Origin of the sequence: Streptococcus parasanguinis (assembly GCF_015557775.1) — a bacterium.
GTDB classification, from domain to species: Bacteria; Bacillota; Bacilli; order Lactobacillales; family Streptococcaceae; genus Streptococcus; species Streptococcus parasanguinis_AA.
Genome location: NZ_JADNOY010000006.1, coordinates 123,833 through 147,259 on the forward strand (window position 1 = coordinate 123,833; position 23,427 = coordinate 147,259).

A 23,427-nucleotide genomic window follows, 5' to 3' on the forward strand; every position below is an offset into this window, starting at 1 on the left:
TTACATGACTCTTACGACAATTTCAAAAGAAGAATTTACCTCATTTGCAAATACTGTCTCCCATCGCTCTTTTATCCAGTCTGCTGAAATGGCAGATCTGCTTGAAAAGCGAGGAAATACCGTCCAATTTATCGCTTGGAAGCAAGAAGATCAAGTCCAAGTGGCAGCAATCTTGTACAGTCTTCCTATGACAGGTGGTCTCCATATGGAAATCAATTCTGGCCCCCTTTACCAAGAGGAAGCTATGCTAGAACCCTTCTATGCAGCCTTAAAAGACTATGCGAAAGAAAATGGGGCTATTGAACTCGTTATCAAGCCCTATGATACCTATCAAACCTTTGACAGTGACGGCAATCCAACCAGTGAAGAGCAAACCCATTTTATGGATACCCTAAAAAAATTGGGCTATCAGCATGATGGTTTAACAACAGGTTATCCAGGTGGAGAAGGTGATTGGCATTATGTGAAAGATATGGAGGGTATCACCGAGAAAAATCTTCTCAAGAGCTTCAGTAAAAAAGGAAAGCCACTTGTCAAGAAAGCCAAATCTTTCGGTATTGAACTGAAACGATTAAACCGAGATGAACTGCAACTCTTTAAGGATATTACTTCCTCTACCAGTGACCGTCGCGACTATCAGGATAAGACCTTGGATTATTACCAAACTTTCTATGACAGTTTTGGCGACAATGCAGATTTCATGATCGCAACACTGAACTTCCACCATTACTACACGAATCTTGAAAAAGACCAAGGAAAACTAGCACAGAAGATTGAGAAATTACAGAAGGATCTTGAAGTCAACCCCAATTCAGAGAAAAAACAAAATCAACTTCGTGAATTCTCTAGCCAGTTTGATACCTTTGAGGTGAGAAAGAGGGACGCAAAAGAATATATTGAAAAATATGGAGATCAAGACGTCATTCTTGCAGGTAGCCTCTTCGTCTATATGCCACAAGAATCCACCTATTTATTCAGTGGCTCTTATACAGAATTTAATAAGTTCTATGCTCCTGCTGTTCTCCAGGAATATATGATGCTTGAAACCATCAAACGTGGTATCCCAAGATATAACTTCCTTGGTATTCAAGGAATCTTTGACGGGTCAGACGGTGTTCTTCGTTTCAAACAAAACTTCAACGGCTACATCGTCCGTAAGATGGGGACCTTCCGTTATTACCCAAGTCCTCTGAAATACAAACTGATTTCTCTCGTTAAGAAACTATTAGGACGTTCCTAACTTAAAAGACCAGCTTTGTAGCTGGTCTTTTCTACTATAAAAAAGACGAGAAACCTCTCGCCTTTTTATATGTCATTATTTAACGAAGTCAAGCAATGCCAAGAAGCTTTCTGGATCAAGTGATGCACCACCTACAAGAGCTCCGTCAACGTCTGGACAAGCCATGTATTCAGCAACGTTTTCAGGTTTCACTGAACCACCGTATTGAACACGTACTTTGTCAGCCACTTCTTGACCAAAGTCAGCAGCTACAACGTCACGAACAACTTTACACATTTTTTGTGCGTCGTCTTGTGAAGCTGATTTACCAGTACCGATCGCCCAGATTGGTTCGTATGCGATAACTGTTGAAGCCACTTGTTCTGCAGTCAATCCAGCAAGAGCAGCTGAAACTTGAGCCCCTACAAATTCTGCTGCTTTACCAGCTTCGTAAGTTTCAAGGCTTTCACCACAACAGATGATTGGAAGCATACCGTTCGCAAAGATTGCTTTTGCTTTTTTGTTGATATCTTCATCAGTTTCATGGAAGTAGTCACGACGTTCTGAGTGACCGATCACAACGTAGTCAGTACCGATTTCTTTCAAAACTTGTGGGCTAGTTTCACCAGTGAAGGCACCAGCATTTTCAAAGTAAGTGTTTTGGGCAGCAACTTTAAGGTTTGAACCTTTAGCAGCAGCAAGAACAGTTGTCAAGTCAACTGCAGGAGCTGCGATACCAGCTTCAACAAGGTCAGCTGAAGGAAGTTTTGATGCTACAGCTTCAACGAATGCTTTTGCTTCTTCTGGATTTTTGTTCATTTTCCAGTTACCAGCGATAAATGGTTTACGTGACATTTCACATACCTCTTTTTTCTAATTTTATACTATCTATTTTACCATAATTTTCGTCATAATGAAAGGTTGCACAAGCTCATTTTACTTTTTACCAAAATAAAAACCCCGTCTTCACGGGGTTTTCTGTCTGTCTATATAATTGTTAATCTGGGAACTAGATCGAATTAAGCTTCGATTTCAGTAACCATACCTGAACCAACAGTACGTCCACCTTCACGGATTGAGAATGTAGTACCTTGTTCAACGGCGATTGGGTGGATCAACTCAACGTCGATAGTCACGTTATCACCAGGCATTACCATTTCAGTTCCAGCTGGAAGTTCGATAGATCCAGTTACGTCAGTTGTACGGAAGTAGAACTGTGGACGGTAGTTGTTGAAGAATGGAGTATGACGTCCACCTTCTTCTTTAGTAAGGATGTAAACTTCACCTTTGAATTTAGTGTGTGGGTTGATTGAACCTGGTTTAGCGATAACTTGTCCACGTTCGATTTCATCACGTTGGATACCACGAAGAAGCACACCAACGTTATCCCCTGCAAGACCTTCGTCAAGTTGTTTACGGAACATTTCAACACCAGTAACAACTGCTTTTTGGATTTCGTCTTTGATACCAACGATTTCGATTTCATCGTTGACACGAACAACACCACGGTCGATACGTCCTGAAGCAACTGTACCACGTCCAGTGATTGAGAATACGTCTTCGACTGGAAGAAGCAATGGTTTGTCAGTATCGCGTTCTGGTTCTGGGATGTACTCATCAACAGTATCCATCAATTCCATGATGATATCTTCATATTTAGAGTCACCTTCAAGAGCTTTAAGAGCTGAACCTTGGATAACTGGAAGGTCATCACCTGGGAAATCGTATTCTGAAAGAAGGTCACGGATTTCCATTTCAACCAATTCAAGCAATTCTTCATCGTCAACCAAGTCAACTTTGTTCATGAAGACGATCAAGTGTTTAACACCAACCTGACGTGAAAGAAGGATGTGTTCACGTGTTTGTGGCATTGGTCCGTCAGTTGAAGCTACTACAAGGATAGCTCCGTCCATTTGAGCGGCACCAGTGATCATGTTTTTAACGTAGTCCGCGTGTCCTGGAGCGTCGATGTGAGCGTAGTGACGTTTAGCAGTTTCGTACTCAACGTGTGCAGTGTTGATGGTGATACCGCGTTCGCGTTCTTCTGGAGCAGCATCGATAGACGCATAGTCTTTAGGTTGGTTAACTGATGAAGGCAAGCGACGTGCCAAAACAGTTGTGATTGCTGCAGTTAGGGTAGTTTTACCGTGGTCAACGTGTCCGATTGTACCGATGTTAACGTGCGGTTTACTACGATCGTATTTTTCTTTTGCCATTTGAGTAAAAGCCTCCAATAAAATATATTTTATAGATAGACAGTAGGCAATACAGTCTAACTTTCCTTACTATTCTATCGAATTTTAGATAAAATTGCAAGCCTTTTACCTATATTTTCTTAATTATTCCTCTTCTTTTCTTTTATTTTATCAGCTTGCTGAAAGATCCTGATCTAGCTTTGAAAATTCTCATTTAAAATCTGCTATTTAAGCCTTTCTGTACCTTTTGCTTCTTTGGGTTCAGGGAATAAAAAAATCGGAACAGTCGTTCCGATTTTTTTAACCTGAATTACGTAATCCTGTCGCCACACCGTTGATGGTGATATGGATTAGCTTGTCTTGATCGGCTGATAATTCTCCGGTCCGTTGACGTCGAATCAATTCTAACTGAATATAGTTCAAAACGTTAAAGTACGGCATCCGATAATCTAAACTTTCTTTCAGATAAGGGTTTTCAGCGAGCAACTCGTCTTGCTCTTCAATCATCAAGATGATGTCCTTGGTCAATTGCCATTCATGTAAGATGATCTGATAGATATTACGAACTTCTTCTTCTTCACACAATTGGGCGTACTCAAAGGCAATGTCCATGTTGGCTTTGGATAAGACCATGTCCACATTTGACAAGAGAGATTGGAAGAAAGGCCAGTTTTTATACATGTATCGAAGGGTTTCGATATTCTCAGGATCCTCATCGATAAATTCCTTAAAGCTAGAACCTACTCCGTACCAACCAGGGAACATCACCCGACTTTGTGACCATGAGAAGACCCATGGGATAGCACGCAAACCACCGATTTCTGTAATGGTCTTACGAGCAGCAGGACGTGAACCAATATTAAAGCTTGAAATTGCTTTGATCGGACTTGATTCAAAGAAGTAGTCATAGAAGTGCTCATTTCCAAAGACCAAATCACGATAGATATCGTAACTGCGATTCACGACTTTATCCATGACTTCCCCGAAACGATCAAACATAGAGAATGGACTCTTTTGTTCGGCAATCATTCGGTTAATGGTTGCAGAGACGAGCATCTCAAGGTTGTAGTAAGCAGCATCTTTATTTCCATATTTATTGCCGATTACTTCCCCTTGCTCAGTTAAGCGGATACGGTCATTAATGGATTTCAATGGTTGAGACGTGATGGCTTCATAAGTAGGACCTCCACCACGACCAACAGTACCACCACGACCATGGAAGAAGGTAATCTTCACTCCAAACTCATCTCCGATAGCGGTCAATTGTTGTTGGGCTTTAAAGAGGGTCCAGCAAGAAGACAAGTATCCACCATCTTTGTTGGAATCAGAATAACCTAACATAATCTCTTGGTAGTTGTTCTTAGAAGCAATCCAACGTTTGGCAATCGGAAGAGACAAGTAACTTCTCATGGTTTCTTCTGAGTGATCCAAATCTTCGATGGTTTCAAACAAAGGCACGATTTGCACACGAGCTTTTTCCGTATCGACTAAGCCCACTTCTTTCAACATCACAGCCAATTCCAACATATCTGACACACTGGTTGCATGAGAAATGATGTTTTGACGAATGACTTCTTCTCCTAAACGATCCTTCAATTCACGGGCCGTTTGGAAAATCGCTAATTCTTTTTCAAGCAGTTCAGATTTTTCAGCATGAGTTGCTGATAAAATACGTGGATCTTCTAAAAGTTCTTTCAAGAGAACTTGACACTTTTCATCCTCTGATAAATCAGAATAATGGTCATTAATTCCAGCTGATTTCAGCAATTCTGCCACACAGGCTTCATGCACACTCGAATCCTGGCGCATATCAATAGAGGCCAGATAGAATCCAAAAACATCGATGGCTTCTAGAAGTTCTGCAAATTCACCAGAAATCAAATACTCTGATTTGTTTTCTAACAAGGAATCTTTTATCTTTTCAAGGTCTTCTTTAAATTCTTGAGCTGATGCATAAGCTGGAGCTTCTTTCTCAGAAATTTTCTTTAGAGCCCCAGAGATACGATTGCCGATATAATCAGAAACTGGCCCTTGTTGATGAGCATTTGCTCCTAATAACCTCTCGACAGCATAACGATCTTCTCTAGTTTCCCCAACCATAGTCCATTCTTTTAAATTGACCAAGGTTTGGATCAATTTTGACTGGATATAGTGGAAAGCCCGACGGTAAGGTTCTTTTTCACGAAAGACGGATGTATCACTGGATAGGGCGGCCATTTCAGCTACTGCTTCACTTGTTTTAGAAAGACTCGTTGAAAGGGAGAAATGACGGTATAATTTTGAAATCTTTTCGATGTAATAGTTCAAAATGACTTCACTTTGAATAGTTGCTGAACGCTTCAAGGTCTCAGCTGTTACAAATGGATTCCCGTCCCGGTCTCCCCCGATCCACATACCCATTGTGATCGGACGTGGTTGTTCAAGCTCTAATCCATGCTCTTTTGCCAAGCGTTTGTATTCCAACATCAGGTTTGGAACAGCTTGCAAGAAGGAGCTATTGTAATATTCCATGACGTTGGTGATTTCATTAGTAACCTTCAATTTTTTGTCACGAATCATATCCGTTTGCATCATGATTTCGATATTACAACGGAGGTTGTTATACCACTTATTCTCATTCATTAAACCAGCTTTAACATCCCGGTGCTGACGAAGAAGAGCATGAATATGATTGGTTAGATCCAGCATGGTTTTTCGTTGCACTTGAGTTGGATGGGCTGTTAAAACAGGTACAATATTGAGATTTTCAAGAATTTCTTGTGCATCTTCATTTTTTGCAACTTCTTTAATGGTTGAAGAAAGTTTTCCGAGGTATTCACCATCCACGTTATTCAAATGATTGATTTCATAGGCCAAATCGACATCTTCTGAGATGTTAATCAAGAGTGGTAAAATGGCAAAATAACGTGAAATCACTGTCATTTCTTCATTTGTCAATTGTTCCACTATTTGATTCAACTCACGATAGTTCTGTGTTTTTGATAGATCCTTCAACTGCGTAATTTTATCAAAGGTTTCCGGACGAACCAAATTTTTCGTAATATCATCTAATAAATTGGTTAAGATTTCGGCTTCTTCTTTGATAATATCTTTATTTGTGAAGTTCTCTAATTTTTGTAAGACCATTTTTTCTCCTTTTTGAATAGCCATTCAACAATTCCCTTTTAATAATAAGGTTTGATTTTACCTTTTTCTTCAAAAACCATGCCTTCTTGTTCCATCTTAGCCCGTTTTTCACTAGCATCGATATTCAAAACGAAAGCAATCGCTACGGATAAGACCCATAAGCTATTTCCCCCTTGGGATAAGAAGGGGAAGGTCACTCCTGTAGACGGAATCAAACCAGAAATTCCTCCGATGTTAATGAAGGTTTGCACTAAGATCATCCCACCGATCCCAATGGCCATCATCGAATTAAAAGGATTCTTTGCTCGAATACCGACTAAAATGATCCGAAGAATTAAGAAAAATAGGAGAGCAAGGATCAAGCTAGCTCCAACAAAACCTAATTCTTCAATCACGATGGCAAACACAAAGTCTGTGTGCGCTTCTGGTAAGTAACCTTGTTTTTCAATGGAATTTCCTAGCCCCAAGCCAAACCAACCACCGTTACTCATGGCATAGTAAGAATTAGCTAATTGGTGACCTGCGCCAGACAAGTCATTAAAGGGGTTAAAGAAGGCACTAAAACGTTTGGCCACATAACCAAAGACAGGAATTTTAGCGACACGATCCACACCGATGATCCATATTGAACCAAGGACAATGGTGGATACCCCAACAACTAAACCAAGTAAAGAGGTAAACCAACGGTAACCCACTCCACTAGCCGTAATCATGATCAAGACCGTTAAGGCCAAGATCGTCGCATTTCCCAAGTCCGGCATAATCACAACGATTCCAATCAGAATCAAGGTCAGCCAACGCCAATCGTTTAAATTCCTTGGAATCCATTCATTATGGGTCAAGGCTTGATAATCATAATCACGGATTTCATCTTGTCGTTTCGAAAAGATCAAGGCCAGATACCAGACTAAGATCACCTTAAGGTATTCAGCTGGCTGGATACTAAACCCTCCAGGAATGGTCAACCAACCGTGAGCTCCATTGACCGTATCTGTGATAAACCTAGACAGAATCAACAAAATCACTTCAATAAAAATGACAAAAGCCAGCACCTTTTTATTTCGAAGGAAGTTTAGGCTAAATTTATAAATCAAGGCGATGGTTAGAAGACTTAGGATGAAAAAGAGCCCCTGTGTCCGTACCATCCGAATCGAACTCACTCCACTTTGAATTGCCAAGGCACTTGTTGTCGAATAGACAACAATCAAGCCAATGATGGATAAAATCAAATAGGGAATGAGGATGGAATAATTTAAAAGATGTCTTTTTTCAATTTTCATAATTCACCATATTCCTAATGTTCAACCTTCATTATATCATTTTTAAGAAGCAAAACCAAGAAAAGTCCAGAAAAGATTCGGCTTCTTCCCAATTTTCAAGAAATATTCTAATCATTCTTCTTATTTTCATATATTTTTATCCTTTTTCGATGAAAAGATTCCTTTTTTTTGAAAATAATGGCTGAAATCAGCATCTTTTAAGCATTAAGTTTTGCCTTTTCGTTTTTTTTACGGTAAAATGTTTCTGTATGAGAAAAAGGATAAAACCCGTTGTTCTCTTGGTCTTTTTTATCGGTATCATTTCTTTTCTCGTTCTTTCACGAACGATTGCCGATCTACAAGCCAGAGAGCGACAAGAAACAACCAAAACCATTCCGAACTCCAATACACCTCGAAAAACAACTACTGCAAGCTCTTCTTCTAAAAAAGAAGAAGACATCAATCCAGAACTGGTTGGCCGCCCGATCATTGATATTTCAGGCTGGCAATTGCCTAGTGAAATTGATTACGATGTCCTCTCCCAAAATGTGGGAGGTGTAATCGTTCGTGTCCATAGTGGGGCTCAAGCGAAAAAGGAAAATGCAGCAACCTACTTAAATGGTCTGGATAAATCTTTTAAAACCCATATCCAAGAATTCCAAAAACGAAATATCCCTGTCGCAGTCTATGCTTATGTCGCTGCTAAGGATAAAAAAGAAATGGAAAAAGAAGCAGAAGAATTTTACAAGGCTGCTTCTCCTTACAAACCGACCTACTATTGGTTAGACGTTGAGGAAAAAACCATGAAGGATATGAATGCAGGCGTTGAAGCTTTCCGAGCAAAACTACAAGCTTTGGGTGCAAAAAATATTGGACTCTATATCGGAACTTACTTCATGGAAGAACACAGTATCTCCACTGATAAATTTACGGCTCTTTGGATTCCTACTTATGGATTTGATGATGGCTACTATAATGCTGCACCAGATACCAACACGGAATACGACTTGCATCAATATACCTCTCAAGGGCAATTAAATGGATTCTCACACTACTTGGATCTCAACCAAATTGCTCCGACGCAAGACCAAGAAGCGATTTATCGGAAACTTTTCAAGGTACAAAAAGATAACTCTTCCTCATAGCCTTAAAACAGCAGATCAAGTGATCTTCACTTTTTCTGCTGTTTTCTATTTTTCAGGAGAAGGCAATATTGCCGCTATTATATGTTATAATGGTCTAATGAAATCTGATTTTGTAGAGAAAAAGAGAAAAGGAGAAAGCCATGGCAAAAAAAAATAAAGTAAAAAAAACCTTGGTCGAGCAGATCTTGACAAAAGCAAAAATTGAGCACGTAGGCCTACAAATCAACGCTTTAGAAGGGATCTTACCAGAAGGGATTGATCGCTCTACTATTTTCAAAACCCTAGCTCTCAAAGGAGATAAAACGGGGCCCGTGATTGGGATCATTCCTATTACGGAGCATCTTTCAGAGAAAAAATTGGCCAAATTATCGGGAAATAAGAAAGTGGCTATGATTCCTCAAAAGGATCTCGAAAAAACCACAGGTTATATTCATGGTGCCAATAATCCGGTGGGCATTCGTCAAAAGCATCCTTTCCCAATCTTTATCGATGAATCAGCCCTTCAGTTAGAGAGCATGATCGTATCTGCTGGGGAAATCGGCCATAGTATTCAAATCAAACCACAACTTCTAGCAGACTTCGTACAAGCGACTTTTGCAGATATTTTAGAATAATGACAGAGAAGGAGACAAGATTGTGAAACTATATTTTATTCGACACGGACGGACAGAATGGAATGAAGAAGGACGTTTTCAGGGATCAAATGGCGATTCTCCGCTGTTACCAGCCTCCATTCATCAGCTTGAAAAATTAGGAAAGCACCTAGCTAGTGTTCCTTTTGATGCAGCCTTTGCAAGTGATCTGCCACGAACAGTCCATACCGCACAGATCATCCTCGATCAATTGGAGACACCTCTAGAATTGCAAGCAACGCCTGCTCTTCGTGAGTGGAATTTAGGAAAACTGGAAGGGGCTAAAATTTCTACCATTTCAGCTATCTATCCCCAACAAATGGATGCCTTTCGCCATAACCTCGCCCGCTTTCAAAATGAAATCTTTGATGCAGAATCTGTCTATGAAACAACTAAACGTACCTGTGATTTTGTAAAAAGCCTGAAAGGAAAAGAGCTCGATACTGTTCTCATCGTTGGACATGGGGCTAATTTGACAGCTTCTATTCGAACCTTGCTTGGTTATGAAACAGGAGAACTCCGCAAAAATGGCGGACTAGATAATGCCAGCGTGACGATTCTAACAACAGATGATTTTGAGCACTATCACTTAGATACTTGGAACGACACCTCTTATATGGAAGACTAAAAAACACTGATCTTGCGATCAGTGTTTTCTTTTAGCTTATTTCATAGTTGGGAAGAGAAGGACGTCGCGAATCGTTGTCACATTGGTCAACAACATAACGAGACGGTCAATACCAATTCCAAGTCCACCTGTTGGTGGCATACCATATTCAAGGGCTTCAACATAGTCATAGTCGATGCCTGTAGCTTCGTCATCTCCCAATTCTTTGGCACGCGCTTGCGCTTCGAACCGTTGTAATTGATCGATCGGATCATTCAATTCCGTGAAGGCATTGGCATACTCTTTGGTCATGATGAAGAGTTCGAAACGGTCAGTGAAGCGTGGATCTTCTGGATTTTTCTTAGCCAATGGAGATACTGCTACTGGGTGACCGTAAACAAAAGTTGGTTGTGTCAAGGTTTCTTCAACGAATTCTTCGAAGAAGGCATTGATAATTTGTCCCACTTCTGTGTAGTGTTTTTCAACTGGTACATGTTTTTCGTTTGCAAGTGCTACAGCTTCTTCAAAGGTCATGTCTTGCCAGAAGTCAACACCTGTGATTTCTTTGATCGCATCAACCATGTGAACCCGTTTGAATGGTTCGTTGATTTTGATTTCTGTTCCTTGGTAGTCGATTGGACCATCACCATGGACAGCTTTCGCAGCATGTTGGATGATACCTTCTGTCAAGTCCATGATATCGTGGAAATCAGCGTAAGCTTGATACACTTCGATCGAAGTGAATTCAGGGTTGTGAGTAGCATCCATTCCCTCGTTACGGAAAATCCGTCCGATTTCGTAAACACGTTCCATCCCACCAACAATCAAACGTTTCAAGTGAAGCTCCGTCGCGATACGAAGCACCATATCAATGTTTTGTGCATTGTGATGAGTGATAAATGGTTTAGCAGCCGCACCCCCAGCTTCATTGTGAAGCACTGGTGTTTCCACTTCAAGGAATCCTTGACCATCTAAATAACGACGGATTTCAGAGATGATTTTTGAACGGGTTACAAAGCGTTCGAAGCTTTCACGGTTTGAAATCAAATCCAAATAACGTTTGCGATAGATGGTTTCAACATCTGAAAGTCCGTGGAATTTTTCAGGCAAGGGACGAAGGGCTTTTGACAAGTGAGTGATATGAGTTGCTTTAATCGAAAGTTCACCCATGTCTGTGCGCATGATTTCCCCTTCAACACCAAGGAAATCACCAAGGTCTGCTTTTTTGAAGATTTCGTAGTTTTCTTCTCCAACAGCGTCCTTACGAACGTAGATCTGAATTTGACCTTCACGGTCTTGAAGATGGGCAAAGCCAACCTTTCCTTTTCCACGTTTTGTTACGAGACGACCAGCAATAATAGCTGTTTCGTTCAAGTCGTGGAGTTGTTCTTTATCTAATTCTGAATATTTTTCTTTTAATTGACCTGAATTTGCAGTGCGTTCGAATCGCTTCCCAAATGGATCGATTCCTTGTTCACGAAGGGCCGCCATTTTCTCACGACGGACAATCTGCTGGTCATTCAATTCTTCCATGTGTTCAGTAGTCATTTGGAACCTCCTAAGTTATTCTCCCCTATTCTATCATATTTGGACCAGAAATTCACTAATATTTACCAATTAAACAAAAATAAGGCTAGGTAAAATGTAACCTCTCGAAGCTATACTCAAATAATATCCGAAAACTGTCGTTGACTGCTTAAACTGTTTAACCTGTACAGGGCGAGATAATTGAAAAGGTTTCGACAAACTATTCAACAACAGCAGCAAAAAGGAGCGTGGAGAATCTTAAACCATTCATCCTGACTCGCTCCTATTTTTATTCATAACGCAGTGCTTCGATCGGATTTAACTTAGAAGCCTTATTCGCTGGTAAAATTCCAAAGATGATGCCTACAAAAGCAGAGAAAATAATACTGCCGATAGCGACATTTAAGGAAATAATCGGTGGGCCTTCTAGGGAGGCTGCTGCGAGTGTAGTAATCAAGCTATTCACACCATAAGCAAGTCCAAGTCCAATCAGCCCACCAATGATGGTCAAGACCATCGACTCAATCAAAAATTGAACCAGAATCTTACCTCGAGTTGCTCCCAATGCTTTGCGAAGACCAATTTCTCTCGTCCGCTCTGTCACAGAAACCAACATGATATTCATGACTCCAATCCCGCCAACCAAAAGGGAAATCCCTGCAATGGCACCGATCACTGACGTCATAATTCCTACTACTTTTTTGGTTTCCTCTAGGATGCTATCCAAATTAAAGATTTGAAATTCTCCTTGGCGAACACCTGAAAGTTCTGTTAACTTTTGAGCAGCCTCAATCCCAACGGTTTTAATCTGCTTCACATCTGGCACATGGACGACAATATTTTGAATTTCATCCGTTCCGAATTCAGAGGCGAGTTGGGTATTGGCCATCAAGGCACTTCCACCTGAGGAAGCTCCGTAAAGAGCTGTTCCTGCATTTGGATCCTTGAAAATACCAACGACGCGATAATTGTTATCCCCAACAGAGACCACCTGATTCAGTGGATTCTCCGTTCCAAATAATTGTTGGGCCAATCCTTCATCAAGGAGCACCACCCGGGAGAAATTACTATAGTCTGAAGGGGTTAATTTTCGTCCAGATAAGAGCTCAACCTTTTTGACAGAAAAATAGGTTTCATTTACTCCTTGGATGTTTACCCCTTCTGCTTTTTTCTTTTGAAAAGCAATGGTTGCATTGGAGGTATTGCTAACATAGTAACCATCGATGCCTTGAATCTTGGTTAATTCCTTAACCCAAGATTCTTGCACAACTGGTGGTGCTTCTTGGACTTGACCATCAACATCTTCAGCGTTTTCCCCATCGATATCCGATGGAGCAGCCATCCCTCGGTCTTCAGCTGCAGGGCCACTTTCGCCTCCGCCTTCTCCTTCTCCAGTATCATCAGAAGGGCCAATATTGATCCCAGTCACATAGCCACTCTTGTTGGGAGAATAAGAGATTTGTACATACTCTTGGTCCTTGGTGAAGGTCTTGGTGACACCAGCTTTCATACCATCTCCCAGAGCCATGATGACAACCACAGAAGCGACCCCAATAATGATCCCCACCATGGTCAAGAAAGACCGTAATTTATGGCTCATAATTGAGCTGATCGCAAATTTCCAATTTTGCATTAGGTCCCCCTTTCCAGCTTGCTATCTGAGGAGATCACTCCATCACGAATGACGATGCGACGATGCGCAAAGGCTGCAATTTCTGGCTCGTGTGTAACCATGATAATGGTTTTTCCTTCTTGGTTTAGCTTGGTTAACAAGTCCATTATTTGCTCCCCTGTCTTGGTATCTAGGGCTCCAGTCGGCTCATCTGCTAAGACGATGGCTGGCTGATTGACGAGAGCTCGAGCTATCGCAACCCGCTGTTTTTGACCCCCTGAGAGCTCTGAAGGCAAATGGTGCATGCGAGAATGGAGCTCTACCTTTTCAAGGTACTGCTCAGCTAATTCCTTCCGTTTAGCAGGATGAACTCCTGCATAAATGAGAGGCAGTTCTACATTTTGAAAGGCATTGAGCTTGGAGAGAAGAAAGAATTGTTGAAAGACAAAACCGATCTGTTCATTTCGAACACGTGCTAATTTTTTCTCACTGAGATTTCCAACCTCCTGACCTTCTAGGAAATACTCTCCACTGGTCGGGCGGTCCAACAAGCCAATGACGTTCATCAAGGTCGATTTCCCTGAGCCAGATGGACCCATAATGGCCATAAATTCTCCCTCTTCGACTTCTAAATCGATGTCTTTTAAGACACGAAGTTCCTGATCCCCATTTTTATAGGTTTTATTGATTCCTTTTAGTTCAATCAATTTTGTCATATTTTCCGATCTCTTTTCCATCTTCCAGTTTCTCATTAGGATTCACAATAACTTGAGCATCTTTCTTCAAGCCTGACAAGATTTCCTGGTTTTCAGCATCGGCGTTACCAAGCGTTACTTTTACTTTCTTAGCCTTGCCATTTTCGACCGTCCATACATAACTCGTGTCCCCATCAGCCATGACACTTGTCACGGGAACAAGGGGATGTTGAGTAGAACTTTTGACTTCAATATTGACAGAAAAGCCTTGTTTGAGTTCTCCAATTTCACTGGTAATATCTACTGTGAATGGGTACTTGGCTCCTCCGCTTCCTTGTGTTCCACCTGCTGCATTGGCACCTGCTTGACCCGCGTCAGTCGGATAGTTGGCTACATAAGAAATCTTTCCTGTCCAGGTTTTATCCGGATAAACCTTGGAAGTGAGGACCACTTCCTGACCTTCAGAAATATTGGCCAAATTGTATTCAGACAATTCCCCTTTGACTTGTAAATTTCCGTTGCTCACAATGTGAACCAGAGTTTGGTTGGTCCCTGTAGTCGATTTTGAAACATCTTTATTGACTTCGACCACGGTACCATCTGTATTACTCCTAACTGTTGTCGCATCCAGAAGAGCCTTAGCCTTGTTCATATTATCGACCGCATCCGACTTAGCATCTCGTAAATCGCTAGCTTGAGAATCGACTGTTCGCTGGGTCTGCGAAGCTGATTTGGCATCTGCTTCTTCATCGCCTGTCGTATCAATGGTCACACCATTTGTCAGTAAGTCATTTAACTGACGATCTGCCTTATTGACAGCACGAACGGCTGCATCATAAGCGGTTTGGGCCTCTGTACTACTATACTGAACAATTGGCTGACCGGCCGTCACTTGATCTCCTACATTGACCAAAATCGACTGCAAATCCCCTTTGGTTCCATCAAAATAGACATACTGCTCCTGGTTGGCAGTGACTTTCCCAGTTAACAAGACTGAAGAAGCGATCGATCCATCCTTGACCGTTTGCACCATTGGAGTTTCTTTCGTGATTGCTTGATCAGGAGTACTTGGGTGCGAAAACACCATCACACTTCCTGTTCCAATCACCGCAATAGCTGCACCTGCAGCTGCAAATAGTTGCCATTTTTTCAATTTCTTCATCGTTTTTCTCCATCAAAGAAAGCGTTTTATTCTATACCATAGTATACCATATTTCCTTACTTTTCTATCTAAAATTGACACGGCAACATGAAATTTAAATGCTTGGTAACATGCTAAACCCTTGACTTTTGTAACAGTTGATATTACAATCAAACTGAAGTCCCATTTAGGAGGAAAACATGAAAGAATTTGATATTATTTCAATCGGTGGAGGTAGTGGAGGAATCGCTACCATGAACCGGGCTGGAGAGTACGGAGCGCGCGCTGCTGTCATTGAAGAAAAACAATTGGGTGGCACCTGTGTCAACAGAGGATGTGTGCCTAAAAAGATTATGTGGTATGGTGCACAAATTGCAGAAGCAATTCGCGATTATGGACCAGACTATGGATTTACTTCTGAACAGACAAAATTTGATTTTGCAACCTTAAGAAAAAATCGCGAAGCCTATATTGACCGTTCCCGTAATTCCTATGATGGCAGTTTCAAACGCAATGGGGTTGAACGAATTGAAGGACGTGCCCGTTTTGTGGATGCTCATACGGTTGAGGTAAATGGAGAAACCATTAAGGCCAAGCATATCGTAATTGCGACCGGTGCCCATCCCTTTATTCCTTCTGTTCCTGGAGCTGAATTTGGCGAAACTTCTGATGATGTCTTTGCTTGGGAAGAACTTCCTACATCTGTTGCCATTATTGGAGCTGGCTACATCGCAGTGGAACTAGCCGGTGTGCTCCATGCCCTTGGTGTTCAGACCGATCTCTTCGTTCGCGGTGATCGTCCATTAAGAAAGTTTGATTCCTACATTGTCGATGGCTTAATGGAAGAAATGGAAAAACAAAACCTTCCGCTTCACAAACACAAGGTTCCCATGAAGCTTGAAAAATTAGAAGACGGTCGTGTGAAGATTTATTTTGAGGATATGACCAGCCACGTGGCAGATCATGTTATCTGGGCAACAGGACGAAAACCAAATGTCCAGGATCTCAATCTAGAAGCTGCAGGCGTCACCTTAAATGAAAAAGGATTCATTGCAGTGGATGAATACCAGAATACAGTTATTCCAGGAATCTATGCTCTTGGGGATGTCACAGGAGAAAAAGAATTAACTCCTGTCGCTATAAAAGCTGGACGCACTCTTTCTGAACGACTATTCAATGGAAAAGTCAATGCCAAAATGGATTATACAAACATCCCGACTGTTGTCTTTTCTCACCCGGCTATCGGAACCGTTGGCCTAACGGAGGAAGAAGCCCAGCAAACTTATGGTAAAGAGAATATCAAAGTCTATACTTCTCAATTTGCTTCCATGTACACTGCTGTAACCCAACACCGCCAGCAAGCAAAATTCAAACTCATCACTGCTGGTCCCGAGGAAAGGGTCGTTGGCCTTCATGGTCTTGGCTACGGAGTCGATGAAATGATCCAAGGATTTGCAGTTGCTATCAAGATGGGAGCGACAAAAGCCGATTTCGATGCAACTGTCGCCATTCACCCAACCGGATCCGAAGAATTTGTAACTATGAGATAAAAAATAAGAGGCTGGGACAAAAGTCCTAGCCTCTCAATTGTTTTTGGATTGTCGAGCAAGACGCAGTGGTTGAGTGGGCTCTAATACGCTGATTTCATCAGCTTTTACAGCCCTACTCAACTGTGCGGAGGTGGGACGACGAAATCGAATTCTATCAAATTACCGATTTCTGTCCCACTCTCTTTTTCTTTGTTTATGGTAAGATGGCAATGGCACGGACAGGTGAACCAGTTGCCTTGTCCCAGTGAGGGAAAGCAATCGAAATCAAAGCACCTACAGCTGGAACTTGGTCCAATTGGTTCAAGACTTCAACTTGGTAGATATTTTGTTCCAAGAGGTAGTATTCATTGACCAAGCCATGCTCTGCTGCTGGAATACCTGCATCGGTATCAAAGGTTTCATGACCCACAGCCTTAACATGGCGTTCATGAATCAAGAATTCCAAGGCTTCACGGCTCCATCCTGGACTTTGTTGAACCCCATTTTCATCAAGATTGCGCATAGCATCTTGATCTGGCCAACGTTTTGACCAATCACTACGGAAGGCAACAAAAGCACCCTCAGCAATTTGTCCATGCTCTGCCTCAAAGTCTAAGATATCTTGTTTACTCAAGATAAAGTTTGGATTGGCAGCAACTTCTTTAGACTTGTCGATAACATAGAGTGGCAAGAGGAGATCTTTGAGGTCAATCTCATCCAACCAACGACCCCCTTCTACAAAGTGAATCGGTGCATCAATATGCGTTCCGTATTGACCAACCACTGTAAATTTTTGAACATGGAAACCATCTTTTAATGTGAAAAGATCTTCTTGTTGCAAAGCAGGAAGGGCTGGGAAGTGTGGACTTTCCGCATTGATTTGGTGACTCAAGTCCACCCATTTTTTAGCTTGCAATTCTTTATAAATACTTAGTAAATCTGACATGTTTCTTCCTCCTTATTCGCCCCAAACTTCAGCGACAATTTCCTTAATCAAACCGATTTTTTTCCATTGGTCTTCTTCTGTCAAAATGTTTCCTTCTTCTGTCGAAGCAAAGCCACACTGAGTAGACAGGTAAAGATTTTCCAACGGTACATACTGACTCGCTTCTTTAATACGAGCAATCACTTCGTCCTTATTCTCCAGTTGACCACTCTTAGATGTCAAGAGGCCTAACACCACTCCTTTACCAGGGGTTACTTCTGCAAGTGGTTCAAAACCACCAGCCCGATCGGTATCAAACTCTAGGAAGTAAGCATTAACGGCTTCTTCTCCAAGGAGTTCTTTGGCAATCGGCGCATAGCCACCTGATGACGCCCAAGTGGAATGGAAGTTCCCACGACAAACGTGCGTATTGACGGTCAAACCAGCTGGAACATTTTGGTAGACATCGTTGTTAAAGGTCAAGAAGAGATCAGCGAGTTCCCGGCGAACCTCATCTTTTGACTTGCCTTGAGCTGCTCCCCAAGCCGTCAAGAAATTATCATCTACCAAGACACCCCAAGTACAATCATCTACTTGAAGAGTCCGAAGACCTGCATCATACAAATCTTGAATCACTTGAAGATAGGCTTGCTTGATGTCTTCACGAACAGCCGCAAAATCAGGATAGATGGTATTCAATTGTTCTACATGTTCTGCATCACGGATCAATTCAAAATAGAATTGTGCAGGTGCTGGAATGGTATATTTAGCCTCTACACCATCTACATCTGCCACAAGATCCCGCAAGAACTTGTAATGCTCTACAAATGGATGATTGGCTCCTGTGATTTTTCCAACGACAAGCGCTGAGTCCGCCTTGGTTGTTTCATCATGGAATTGATAGCCTTGAGCAGCTTGGACATGATCAATGCCCCCAAAGCCCCAGAAGAAATCCAAATGCCAATAAGCTCGGCGGAATTCTCCATCAGTTACTGACTTCAGACCAGCGGCAATTTCTTTTTCAACGAGGTCACGAATCGCCTGATCTTCTACTTTTGTTAAGTCAGCCTGACTGATTTTTCCAGCTGCGAAATCTTCACGAGCCTGAACCAAAGTAGCTGGACGAAGAAATGAACCAACATGGTCTACGCGATAAGGTGCATGTGTATGTGTCAATATGATTCCCTCTTTCCTATAAGTTTTACATTAATTCATCAATGCAACCATTATAGCAGTCCAACACCTGATAAACAAGGGTTTGGGATAATCTAATATCTTTGATATCTATATAGCCTTAGACTATAACAAAAAAAGAAGTCCTTGAAGGACCCCTTTTCTTAATTTTTAAATGCATCGAGCATGACTTGGAACTCTTCGTTTGTGAGTGTAATGCCTTTCCCCATTTTTGTATGGTCGGGACTCCAGGTCCGGATATCATACTTAGCAGGAGCACCATTAAAACTCACACGGTTCAATTCTTTGGTCCAACCCTTGTCATTTTCTGACAAGACCAGCAAATGTTCTTCGATTTGGAATGAAAATTCTGCCATTTCACGACTCCTTTCTTGCCTTCTCATCTCTAATATTCGTAAATCATTTACAAAATCGTTTAAATTATCTATAATATATTGTATCAAGTTATGGAGAATTTAGCTATGAAAAAATTTCTCGAGATCGTTAAAGACCGAGCAAATGAATTTTTCAATGGAAAAGTCAGTACCCCTGCCCCATTAGAAGATGAGAGAATTATTGACATCATTCAACAAGCATTGCGAAAAAAACAAGGGGTACATGTTATTTTTTCAAATAAGAGTTTTACAGGCGACATTGTCAAGTATGACCAAGAACGCCGACAACTGATCGTGAAAAATTTTAAAAAGAGTATGTCCACGATTATTCGGATTTCTGAGATCCAGAAAATCAGTTTGGTCCCCAATAATATTCGCATCGCTCAACAAAAAGGAGAGGTTTAACCCTCTCTTTTATATTGAAAACAAACGTCATTTTTGGCGTTTGTTTTTATTACTTTTAATCTCATTTCTAAATTTATTAGAGTATCAAAAAAATTCTATCAAATTTTAACTTTAACTTTTGAACCTAGTAAAAAGTTAAAGTTCCAGTACATACTACTAGTATTGACGTTGCCTTGATTAAAAAGGTCACCAAATCTTTCATAATTACATTATCTATTTAAAGAAAAATATTAGTAATAAATTATGTAAATTCAATCTAATCTCTAATCACCATAAGTATGCTCCCATTTTTTCATTTCTTCAACGATACTTCTTAGAGCAATACCTTTTTTTGTCATTTTATATTCAACCTGTGGAGGCGATGTCGGTAAAACTTTTCTTGATAAAATACCTTCTTGCTCAAAATCATGTAATCGTTGAGCTAATATTCTAGGATTAATACCTTCTACACTACGCAAAAGACTACTATAATGTATATTACCATCAATAATTTCAGATAAGATCTCAAGAGTAAATTTACCTTTTAGTAAATTCAAGACCCTTCTTTCTGGACAAATTGATTTTTTCAAAGATTGCTTCTTGCAAGTCTCCATTCATTTCCTCCTTTTTTGATAGTTACTATACTTTTTTTCCCTTCTTGTTTCAGAAATTATTACATGATAAGCTAATTATATCATTTGAAAGGGGAAATTACTATGGATATTACAACTAAGTTTGACCGTATCAAAGATATTCTCGGTTGCGCTGATGGAAGATACTTTGGCACTGGATATACTCAAGTAAAATATTTTCAGAAAGTTAAATATATTGCTTTTGATTGATAAATGAAAATTGGTTTGATGAAATAACGGAGGAAGCTTGATGAAAAAAACAAATACAAAAGCGCCAGCTTATCTACTTTTTATTCTTTCACTAGGATACATTATGGCGGTCCTAGATACAACCGGAGTGGTTCTTGCTGTTCCCCATATTGAAACAGCTATGAGCGTCTCATTAGAGCAATCCATTTGGATTATTAACGCCTATACACTAGCTTTAGGCTCTTTACTCCTACTTTCAGGAAATCTAACAACAAAATATGGTGCTAAACGAATTTTATTATTTGGAATGACAATTTTTACACTTGCCTCATTTGGGTGCTCTTTTTCACCAAATATTGAAACATTAATCATACTTAGATTCGTTCAAGGTTTCGGTGCTTCTTTGTTTATGCCTAGTTCATTAGCACTTTTATTCATTTCATACCCTGATTCTACTAAAAGAGCACGTATGTTAGGAATTTGGACAGCAATTATTTCTGTTGCAACCGGTACTGGTTCTTTTATTGGTGGACTAATTATTAACTACTTCGGATGGAGGGGTATTTTCTTAATCAATATTCCATTGGGAATTTTGACAGTAATTTCAATATTACTTCTTGTGAAAAACAATATTGCCAATCCAAAGACTAGAATTGACATTTTCAGTAATATATTTCTTGTTGCAACTATCGGAAGTCTAGGTATTTACCTTGTTGAAGGGAATCAATATGGCTATAGTAACCTAAATCTTTTATTGTTTCTTCTCCTGTTTATATTATTTACTATTGGTTTAGTAGTCCACGATAAAAAAAGTAAAGCACCTATTGTTCCCCACCAACTATTAAAAAATGCTAAGTTTATTGTCTCTAATCTGTTAGGTTTAGTAGTTAACATTTCATTATATGGTATTGTTTTGGTGCTAGGACTTTATTTTCAAACTTATTTAAACTTCTCCTCAATGGTTTCTGGACTCCTCATTCTACCAGGAATGATTGTCTTAATTATTGGTAATTTATTTTACGCACGTGCTGTAAAACGATTTTCCGTGGGAAGCCTCGCTACTGTCTCAATTATTTTTGCCATTGTAGGAGCAGCAGGAATTTATGGAATTGGAGTCCTTTTTCATGAAATTCAACTATACATCCTAATCCCTTTATTTTCTTTAATGAGTCTAGGTATCGGAGTGTTAACTCCAGCGACTACTACCATTCTTATGGAAGCTGCTGGTCAAGAATTATCTGGAATTGCTGGTGCTACTCTAAACGCTAACAAACAGATTGGTGGACTTTTTGGTACAACAATTATGGGGATTCTAACTACTAATTTATCCCATAATTGGAATATGGTTATCGTTGTCGCATTTTTGGTTAACGTGATAATGTATATTGCTACTTGGTTAATTGCTAGTCGTTACCTTTATGGAAAAGAATAAAACCAAACAGAATGCATTCAATTTAAAAGTTGATTATACAGATTGAAGGAAAAGTCCATTTGGACAATTTTCTTCAATCTTTTTTCATAATTATATAAAGAAAAAAACTCTTACAAATGCTATTATATAGGCATTCAAAGAGTTTTTACTATATGGTAATCAAACTCTAAAAGAGAAGATTTTCTAGTCCTAATAGAGTTTGTCTATATTCTGAAGAGAGGTTTAACCCTCTCTTTTTTTTTGTTATACTCGAACAGTTTTACTTGCCCCATCTTTTGAGTAGAGATTGATTAAACCTTCCTGGCAAGAACGAATCATATCTCCTGGCTTGACTTCTTGTGGGACGGTGATCGTGAGAAGTTCCATCGGATTTGGCGCGCGATCAATCTTCACTCCATCCTTATCATGCAAGTCTTGGATCTGGCATTCAAAATGACGGAAGCCTGGTCCGTAGAATTCCACTTGGTCGCCTTCATTGATGACATTCCGTTGGCGAATCGTCGCTGTCATGGTAGATGGATCAAAGTCCACCACTTCTCCTACAAATTTGTATTGAGGAATCTTACGACGTGCCCCAAACAATTGTTCATTTTCAGTCGGTGTTTGGTAGTAGAATCCAGTTGCTAATTCACGTTGAGCGACTTTCCACAATTCATTGATCAAATCATCCTTGATGGCATAAAAGGCTTCTGGGCTTTCCATATAGGCATCACAAGCTGCCTTGTAACAGTTGGCAACTGTTGATACGTAATGGACAGATTTCATCCGACCTTCGATCTTCAAGCTATCAACCCCATTATCAATCATGTCTGGAATATTTTCGATCATACACATGTCCACGGCTGACATAGAGTATTCTTCTGGGACTTGCCCTTTGATACTCTTGCGTTCTTGGCCAAATGGCATATCGTAGAGATCGTATTTCCAACGACAAGATTGAGAACAGCCACCACGGTTGGCATCCCGGTCAGACATGTGGTTAGAAAGGGTACAACGTCCGGAATAGGAAATACACATGGCTCCATGAACGAAAGCTTCGATCTCAAGATCAGTACGCTTACGGATCTCTGCCAACTCTTCCATGGATACCTCACGGGCCAAGACGACACGGGTCAAGCCATATTCTTTCCAGAAATGGAAGGTCTCCACGTTGGTTGCAGAAGCTTGTGTAGACAAGTGGATATTGAGGCCAGGTGCATAGGTTGCACAGATTTCAATCAAGGCCGGGTCTGAGACGATCACGGCGTCAAGTCCCATATCTCGTAATTCACGGAACCACTCACCAGCCCCTTGTTCATTTCCCTCATGAGTTACCATGTTCGAAGCCACGTGCACATCCACTCCACGGGCATGAGCATACTCAATTCCTTCACGAAGCTCATCCATGGTGAAGTTTCCGGCACGGCTACGCAAACCATAGGCTTGTCCACCAACGAACACAGCGTCTGCCCCATAATTAACGGCAACTTTTAATTTTTCTAATGTTCCAGCAGGTACCAAAACCTCTGGACGTTTTTTTGTATTTGTCATGTTTTCTCCAATTTACAAGATTGTCGATATGATGAATAGCCTCTTCGTTCCCTGAAAAAGGAAAACTCACAAACGAAGAA

The 23,427-nt window shown here is 40.6% G+C and carries 21 protein-coding genes; 8 read left to right on the forward strand and 13 right to left on the reverse strand.

Features of this window, described 5'->3' with window-relative positions; all coding sequences use genetic code 11:
• Positions 1-4: 4 nt before the first annotated feature.
• Positions 5-1,240 carry an aminoacyltransferase gene (locus I2F76_RS08570; RefSeq protein WP_195487670.1) on the forward strand — a complete coding sequence of 412 codons (1,236 nt, stop codon included), beginning with the start codon at positions 5-7 and terminating at the stop codon, positions 1,238-1,240.
• Between the two features lie 75 nt (positions 1,241-1,315).
• Here the strand turns inward: I2F76_RS08570 and tpiA are convergent, their stop codons facing one another.
• The 4 genes from tpiA to ftsW form a co-directional block, all read right to left on the reverse strand.
• A complete protein-coding gene (gene tpiA, locus I2F76_RS08575; RefSeq protein WP_003002560.1) occupies positions 1,316-2,074 on the reverse strand; it encodes a triose-phosphate isomerase in 759 nt (252 codons plus the stop codon).
• Between the two features lie 164 nt (positions 2,075-2,238).
• A complete protein-coding gene (gene tuf, locus I2F76_RS08580; protein ID WP_003008055.1) occupies positions 2,239-3,435 on the reverse strand; it encodes an elongation factor Tu in 1,197 nt (398 codons plus the stop codon).
• 279 nt (positions 3,436-3,714) lie between these two features.
• Positions 3,715-6,540 (reverse strand): phosphoenolpyruvate carboxylase, encoded by a 2,826-nt coding sequence (ppc, locus tag I2F76_RS08585; RefSeq protein ID WP_195487671.1) that lies wholly within the window; start codon positions 6,538-6,540, stop codon positions 3,715-3,717.
• Between the two features lie 38 nt (positions 6,541-6,578).
• Complete coding sequence (gene ftsW, locus I2F76_RS08590) at positions 6,579-7,820, reverse strand: cell division peptidoglycan polymerase FtsW (RefSeq protein WP_195487672.1); 1,242 nt, start codon at positions 7,818-7,820, stop codon at positions 6,579-6,581.
• A 248-nt stretch (positions 7,821-8,068) separates the two neighbouring features.
• Here ftsW and I2F76_RS08595 point away from each other — a divergent pair, with 248 nt between their 5' ends.
• The 3 genes from I2F76_RS08595 (at position 8,069) to I2F76_RS08605 (ending at position 10,204) form a co-directional block, all read left to right on the forward strand.
• A complete protein-coding gene (locus I2F76_RS08595) occupies positions 8,069-8,944 on the forward strand; it encodes a GH25 family lysozyme (RefSeq protein ID WP_049497418.1) in 876 nt (291 codons plus the stop codon).
• A 140-nt stretch (positions 8,945-9,084) separates the two neighbouring features.
• The gene (locus tag I2F76_RS08600; protein WP_049497416.1) at positions 9,085-9,558 is read left to right on the forward strand and encodes an aminoacyl-tRNA deacylase; all 474 of its coding nucleotides are present in this window, start codon (positions 9,085-9,087) and stop codon (positions 9,556-9,558) included.
• A gap of 22 nt (positions 9,559-9,580) precedes the next feature.
• On the forward strand, positions 9,581-10,204 hold the full coding sequence (locus I2F76_RS08605) for a histidine phosphatase family protein (RefSeq protein WP_151191498.1): 624 nt from the start codon (positions 9,581-9,583) through the stop codon (positions 10,202-10,204).
• 36 nt (positions 10,205-10,240) lie between these two features.
• Here the strand turns inward: I2F76_RS08605 and lysS are convergent, their stop codons facing one another.
• From lysS to I2F76_RS08625, 4 genes are all read right to left on the reverse strand, one after another.
• Entirely contained in the window at positions 10,241-11,731 is a 1,491-nt protein-coding gene (lysS, locus tag I2F76_RS08610) for a lysine--tRNA ligase (protein ID WP_003016025.1), read from the reverse strand.
• A 268-nt stretch (positions 11,732-11,999) separates the two neighbouring features.
• Positions 12,000-13,343 (reverse strand): ABC transporter permease, encoded by a 1,344-nt coding sequence (locus tag I2F76_RS08615; RefSeq protein WP_195487673.1) that lies wholly within the window; start codon positions 13,341-13,343, stop codon positions 12,000-12,002.
• Positions 13,343-14,038 (reverse strand): ABC transporter ATP-binding protein, encoded by a 696-nt coding sequence (locus I2F76_RS08620; RefSeq protein ID WP_195487674.1) that lies wholly within the window; start codon positions 14,036-14,038, stop codon positions 13,343-13,345. Before I2F76_RS08620 ends, I2F76_RS08615 begins: the two co-directional genes overlap by 1 nt.
• The gene (locus I2F76_RS08625) at positions 14,022-15,179 is read right to left on the reverse strand and encodes an efflux RND transporter periplasmic adaptor subunit (RefSeq protein ID WP_003008081.1); all 1,158 of its coding nucleotides are present in this window, start codon (positions 15,177-15,179) and stop codon (positions 14,022-14,024) included. The genes I2F76_RS08620 and I2F76_RS08625 overlap by 17 nt, the downstream gene beginning before the upstream one ends.
• 179 nt (positions 15,180-15,358) lie before the next feature.
• Between I2F76_RS08625 and gorA the strand changes: the two genes are divergently transcribed.
• The gene (gene gorA, locus I2F76_RS08630) at positions 15,359-16,708 is read left to right on the forward strand and encodes a glutathione-disulfide reductase (protein ID WP_195326761.1); all 1,350 of its coding nucleotides are present in this window, start codon (positions 15,359-15,361) and stop codon (positions 16,706-16,708) included.
• 193 nt (positions 16,709-16,901) lie between these two features.
• On the opposite strand, the gene I2F76_RS08635 is transcribed toward gorA, so the two are convergent.
• The 3 genes from I2F76_RS08635 to I2F76_RS08645 form a co-directional block, all read right to left on the reverse strand.
• Complete coding sequence (locus I2F76_RS08635) at positions 16,902-17,633, reverse strand: cyclase family protein (protein ID WP_003015569.1); 732 nt, start codon at positions 17,631-17,633, stop codon at positions 16,902-16,904.
• 12 nt (positions 17,634-17,645) lie between these two features.
• Positions 17,646-18,788: a 5-methyltetrahydropteroyltriglutamate--homocysteine S-methyltransferase gene (locus I2F76_RS08640; protein ID WP_021153584.1), complete on the reverse strand. Its 1,143-nt coding sequence runs from the start codon at positions 18,786-18,788 to the stop codon at positions 17,646-17,648.
• A gap of 161 nt (positions 18,789-18,949) precedes the next feature.
• Entirely contained in the window at positions 18,950-19,162 is a 213-nt protein-coding gene (locus tag I2F76_RS08645; RefSeq protein ID WP_003002541.1) for a YdbC family protein, read from the reverse strand.
• Positions 19,163-19,252: 90 nt separating this feature from the next.
• Between I2F76_RS08645 and I2F76_RS08650 the strand changes: the two genes are divergently transcribed.
• On the forward strand, positions 19,253-19,585 hold the full coding sequence (locus I2F76_RS08650) for a hypothetical protein (protein ID WP_003008097.1): 333 nt from the start codon (positions 19,253-19,255) through the stop codon (positions 19,583-19,585).
• A 263-nt stretch (positions 19,586-19,848) separates the two neighbouring features.
• On the opposite strand, the gene I2F76_RS08655 is transcribed toward I2F76_RS08650, so the two are convergent.
• Entirely contained in the window at positions 19,849-20,178 is a 330-nt protein-coding gene (locus I2F76_RS08655; RefSeq protein ID WP_195487675.1) for a winged helix-turn-helix transcriptional regulator, read from the reverse strand.
• 102 nt (positions 20,179-20,280) lie between these two features.
• Between I2F76_RS08655 and I2F76_RS08660 the strand changes: the two genes are divergently transcribed.
• Positions 20,281-20,406, forward strand: coding sequence for a 3-hydroxyacyl-ACP dehydratase (locus I2F76_RS08660; RefSeq protein WP_013903887.1), 126 nt, complete (start codon positions 20,281-20,283; stop codon positions 20,404-20,406).
• 40 nt (positions 20,407-20,446) lie between these two features.
• Positions 20,447-21,817 (forward strand): MFS transporter, encoded by a 1,371-nt coding sequence (locus I2F76_RS08665; protein WP_195487676.1) that lies wholly within the window; start codon positions 20,447-20,449, stop codon positions 21,815-21,817.
• 243 nt (positions 21,818-22,060) lie between these two features.
• On the opposite strand, the gene I2F76_RS08670 is transcribed toward I2F76_RS08665, so the two are convergent.
• Positions 22,061-23,347 (reverse strand): peptidase U32 family protein, encoded by a 1,287-nt coding sequence (locus tag I2F76_RS08670; protein ID WP_003002878.1) that lies wholly within the window; start codon positions 23,345-23,347, stop codon positions 22,061-22,063.
• Positions 23,348-23,427: the final 80 nt, after the last annotated feature.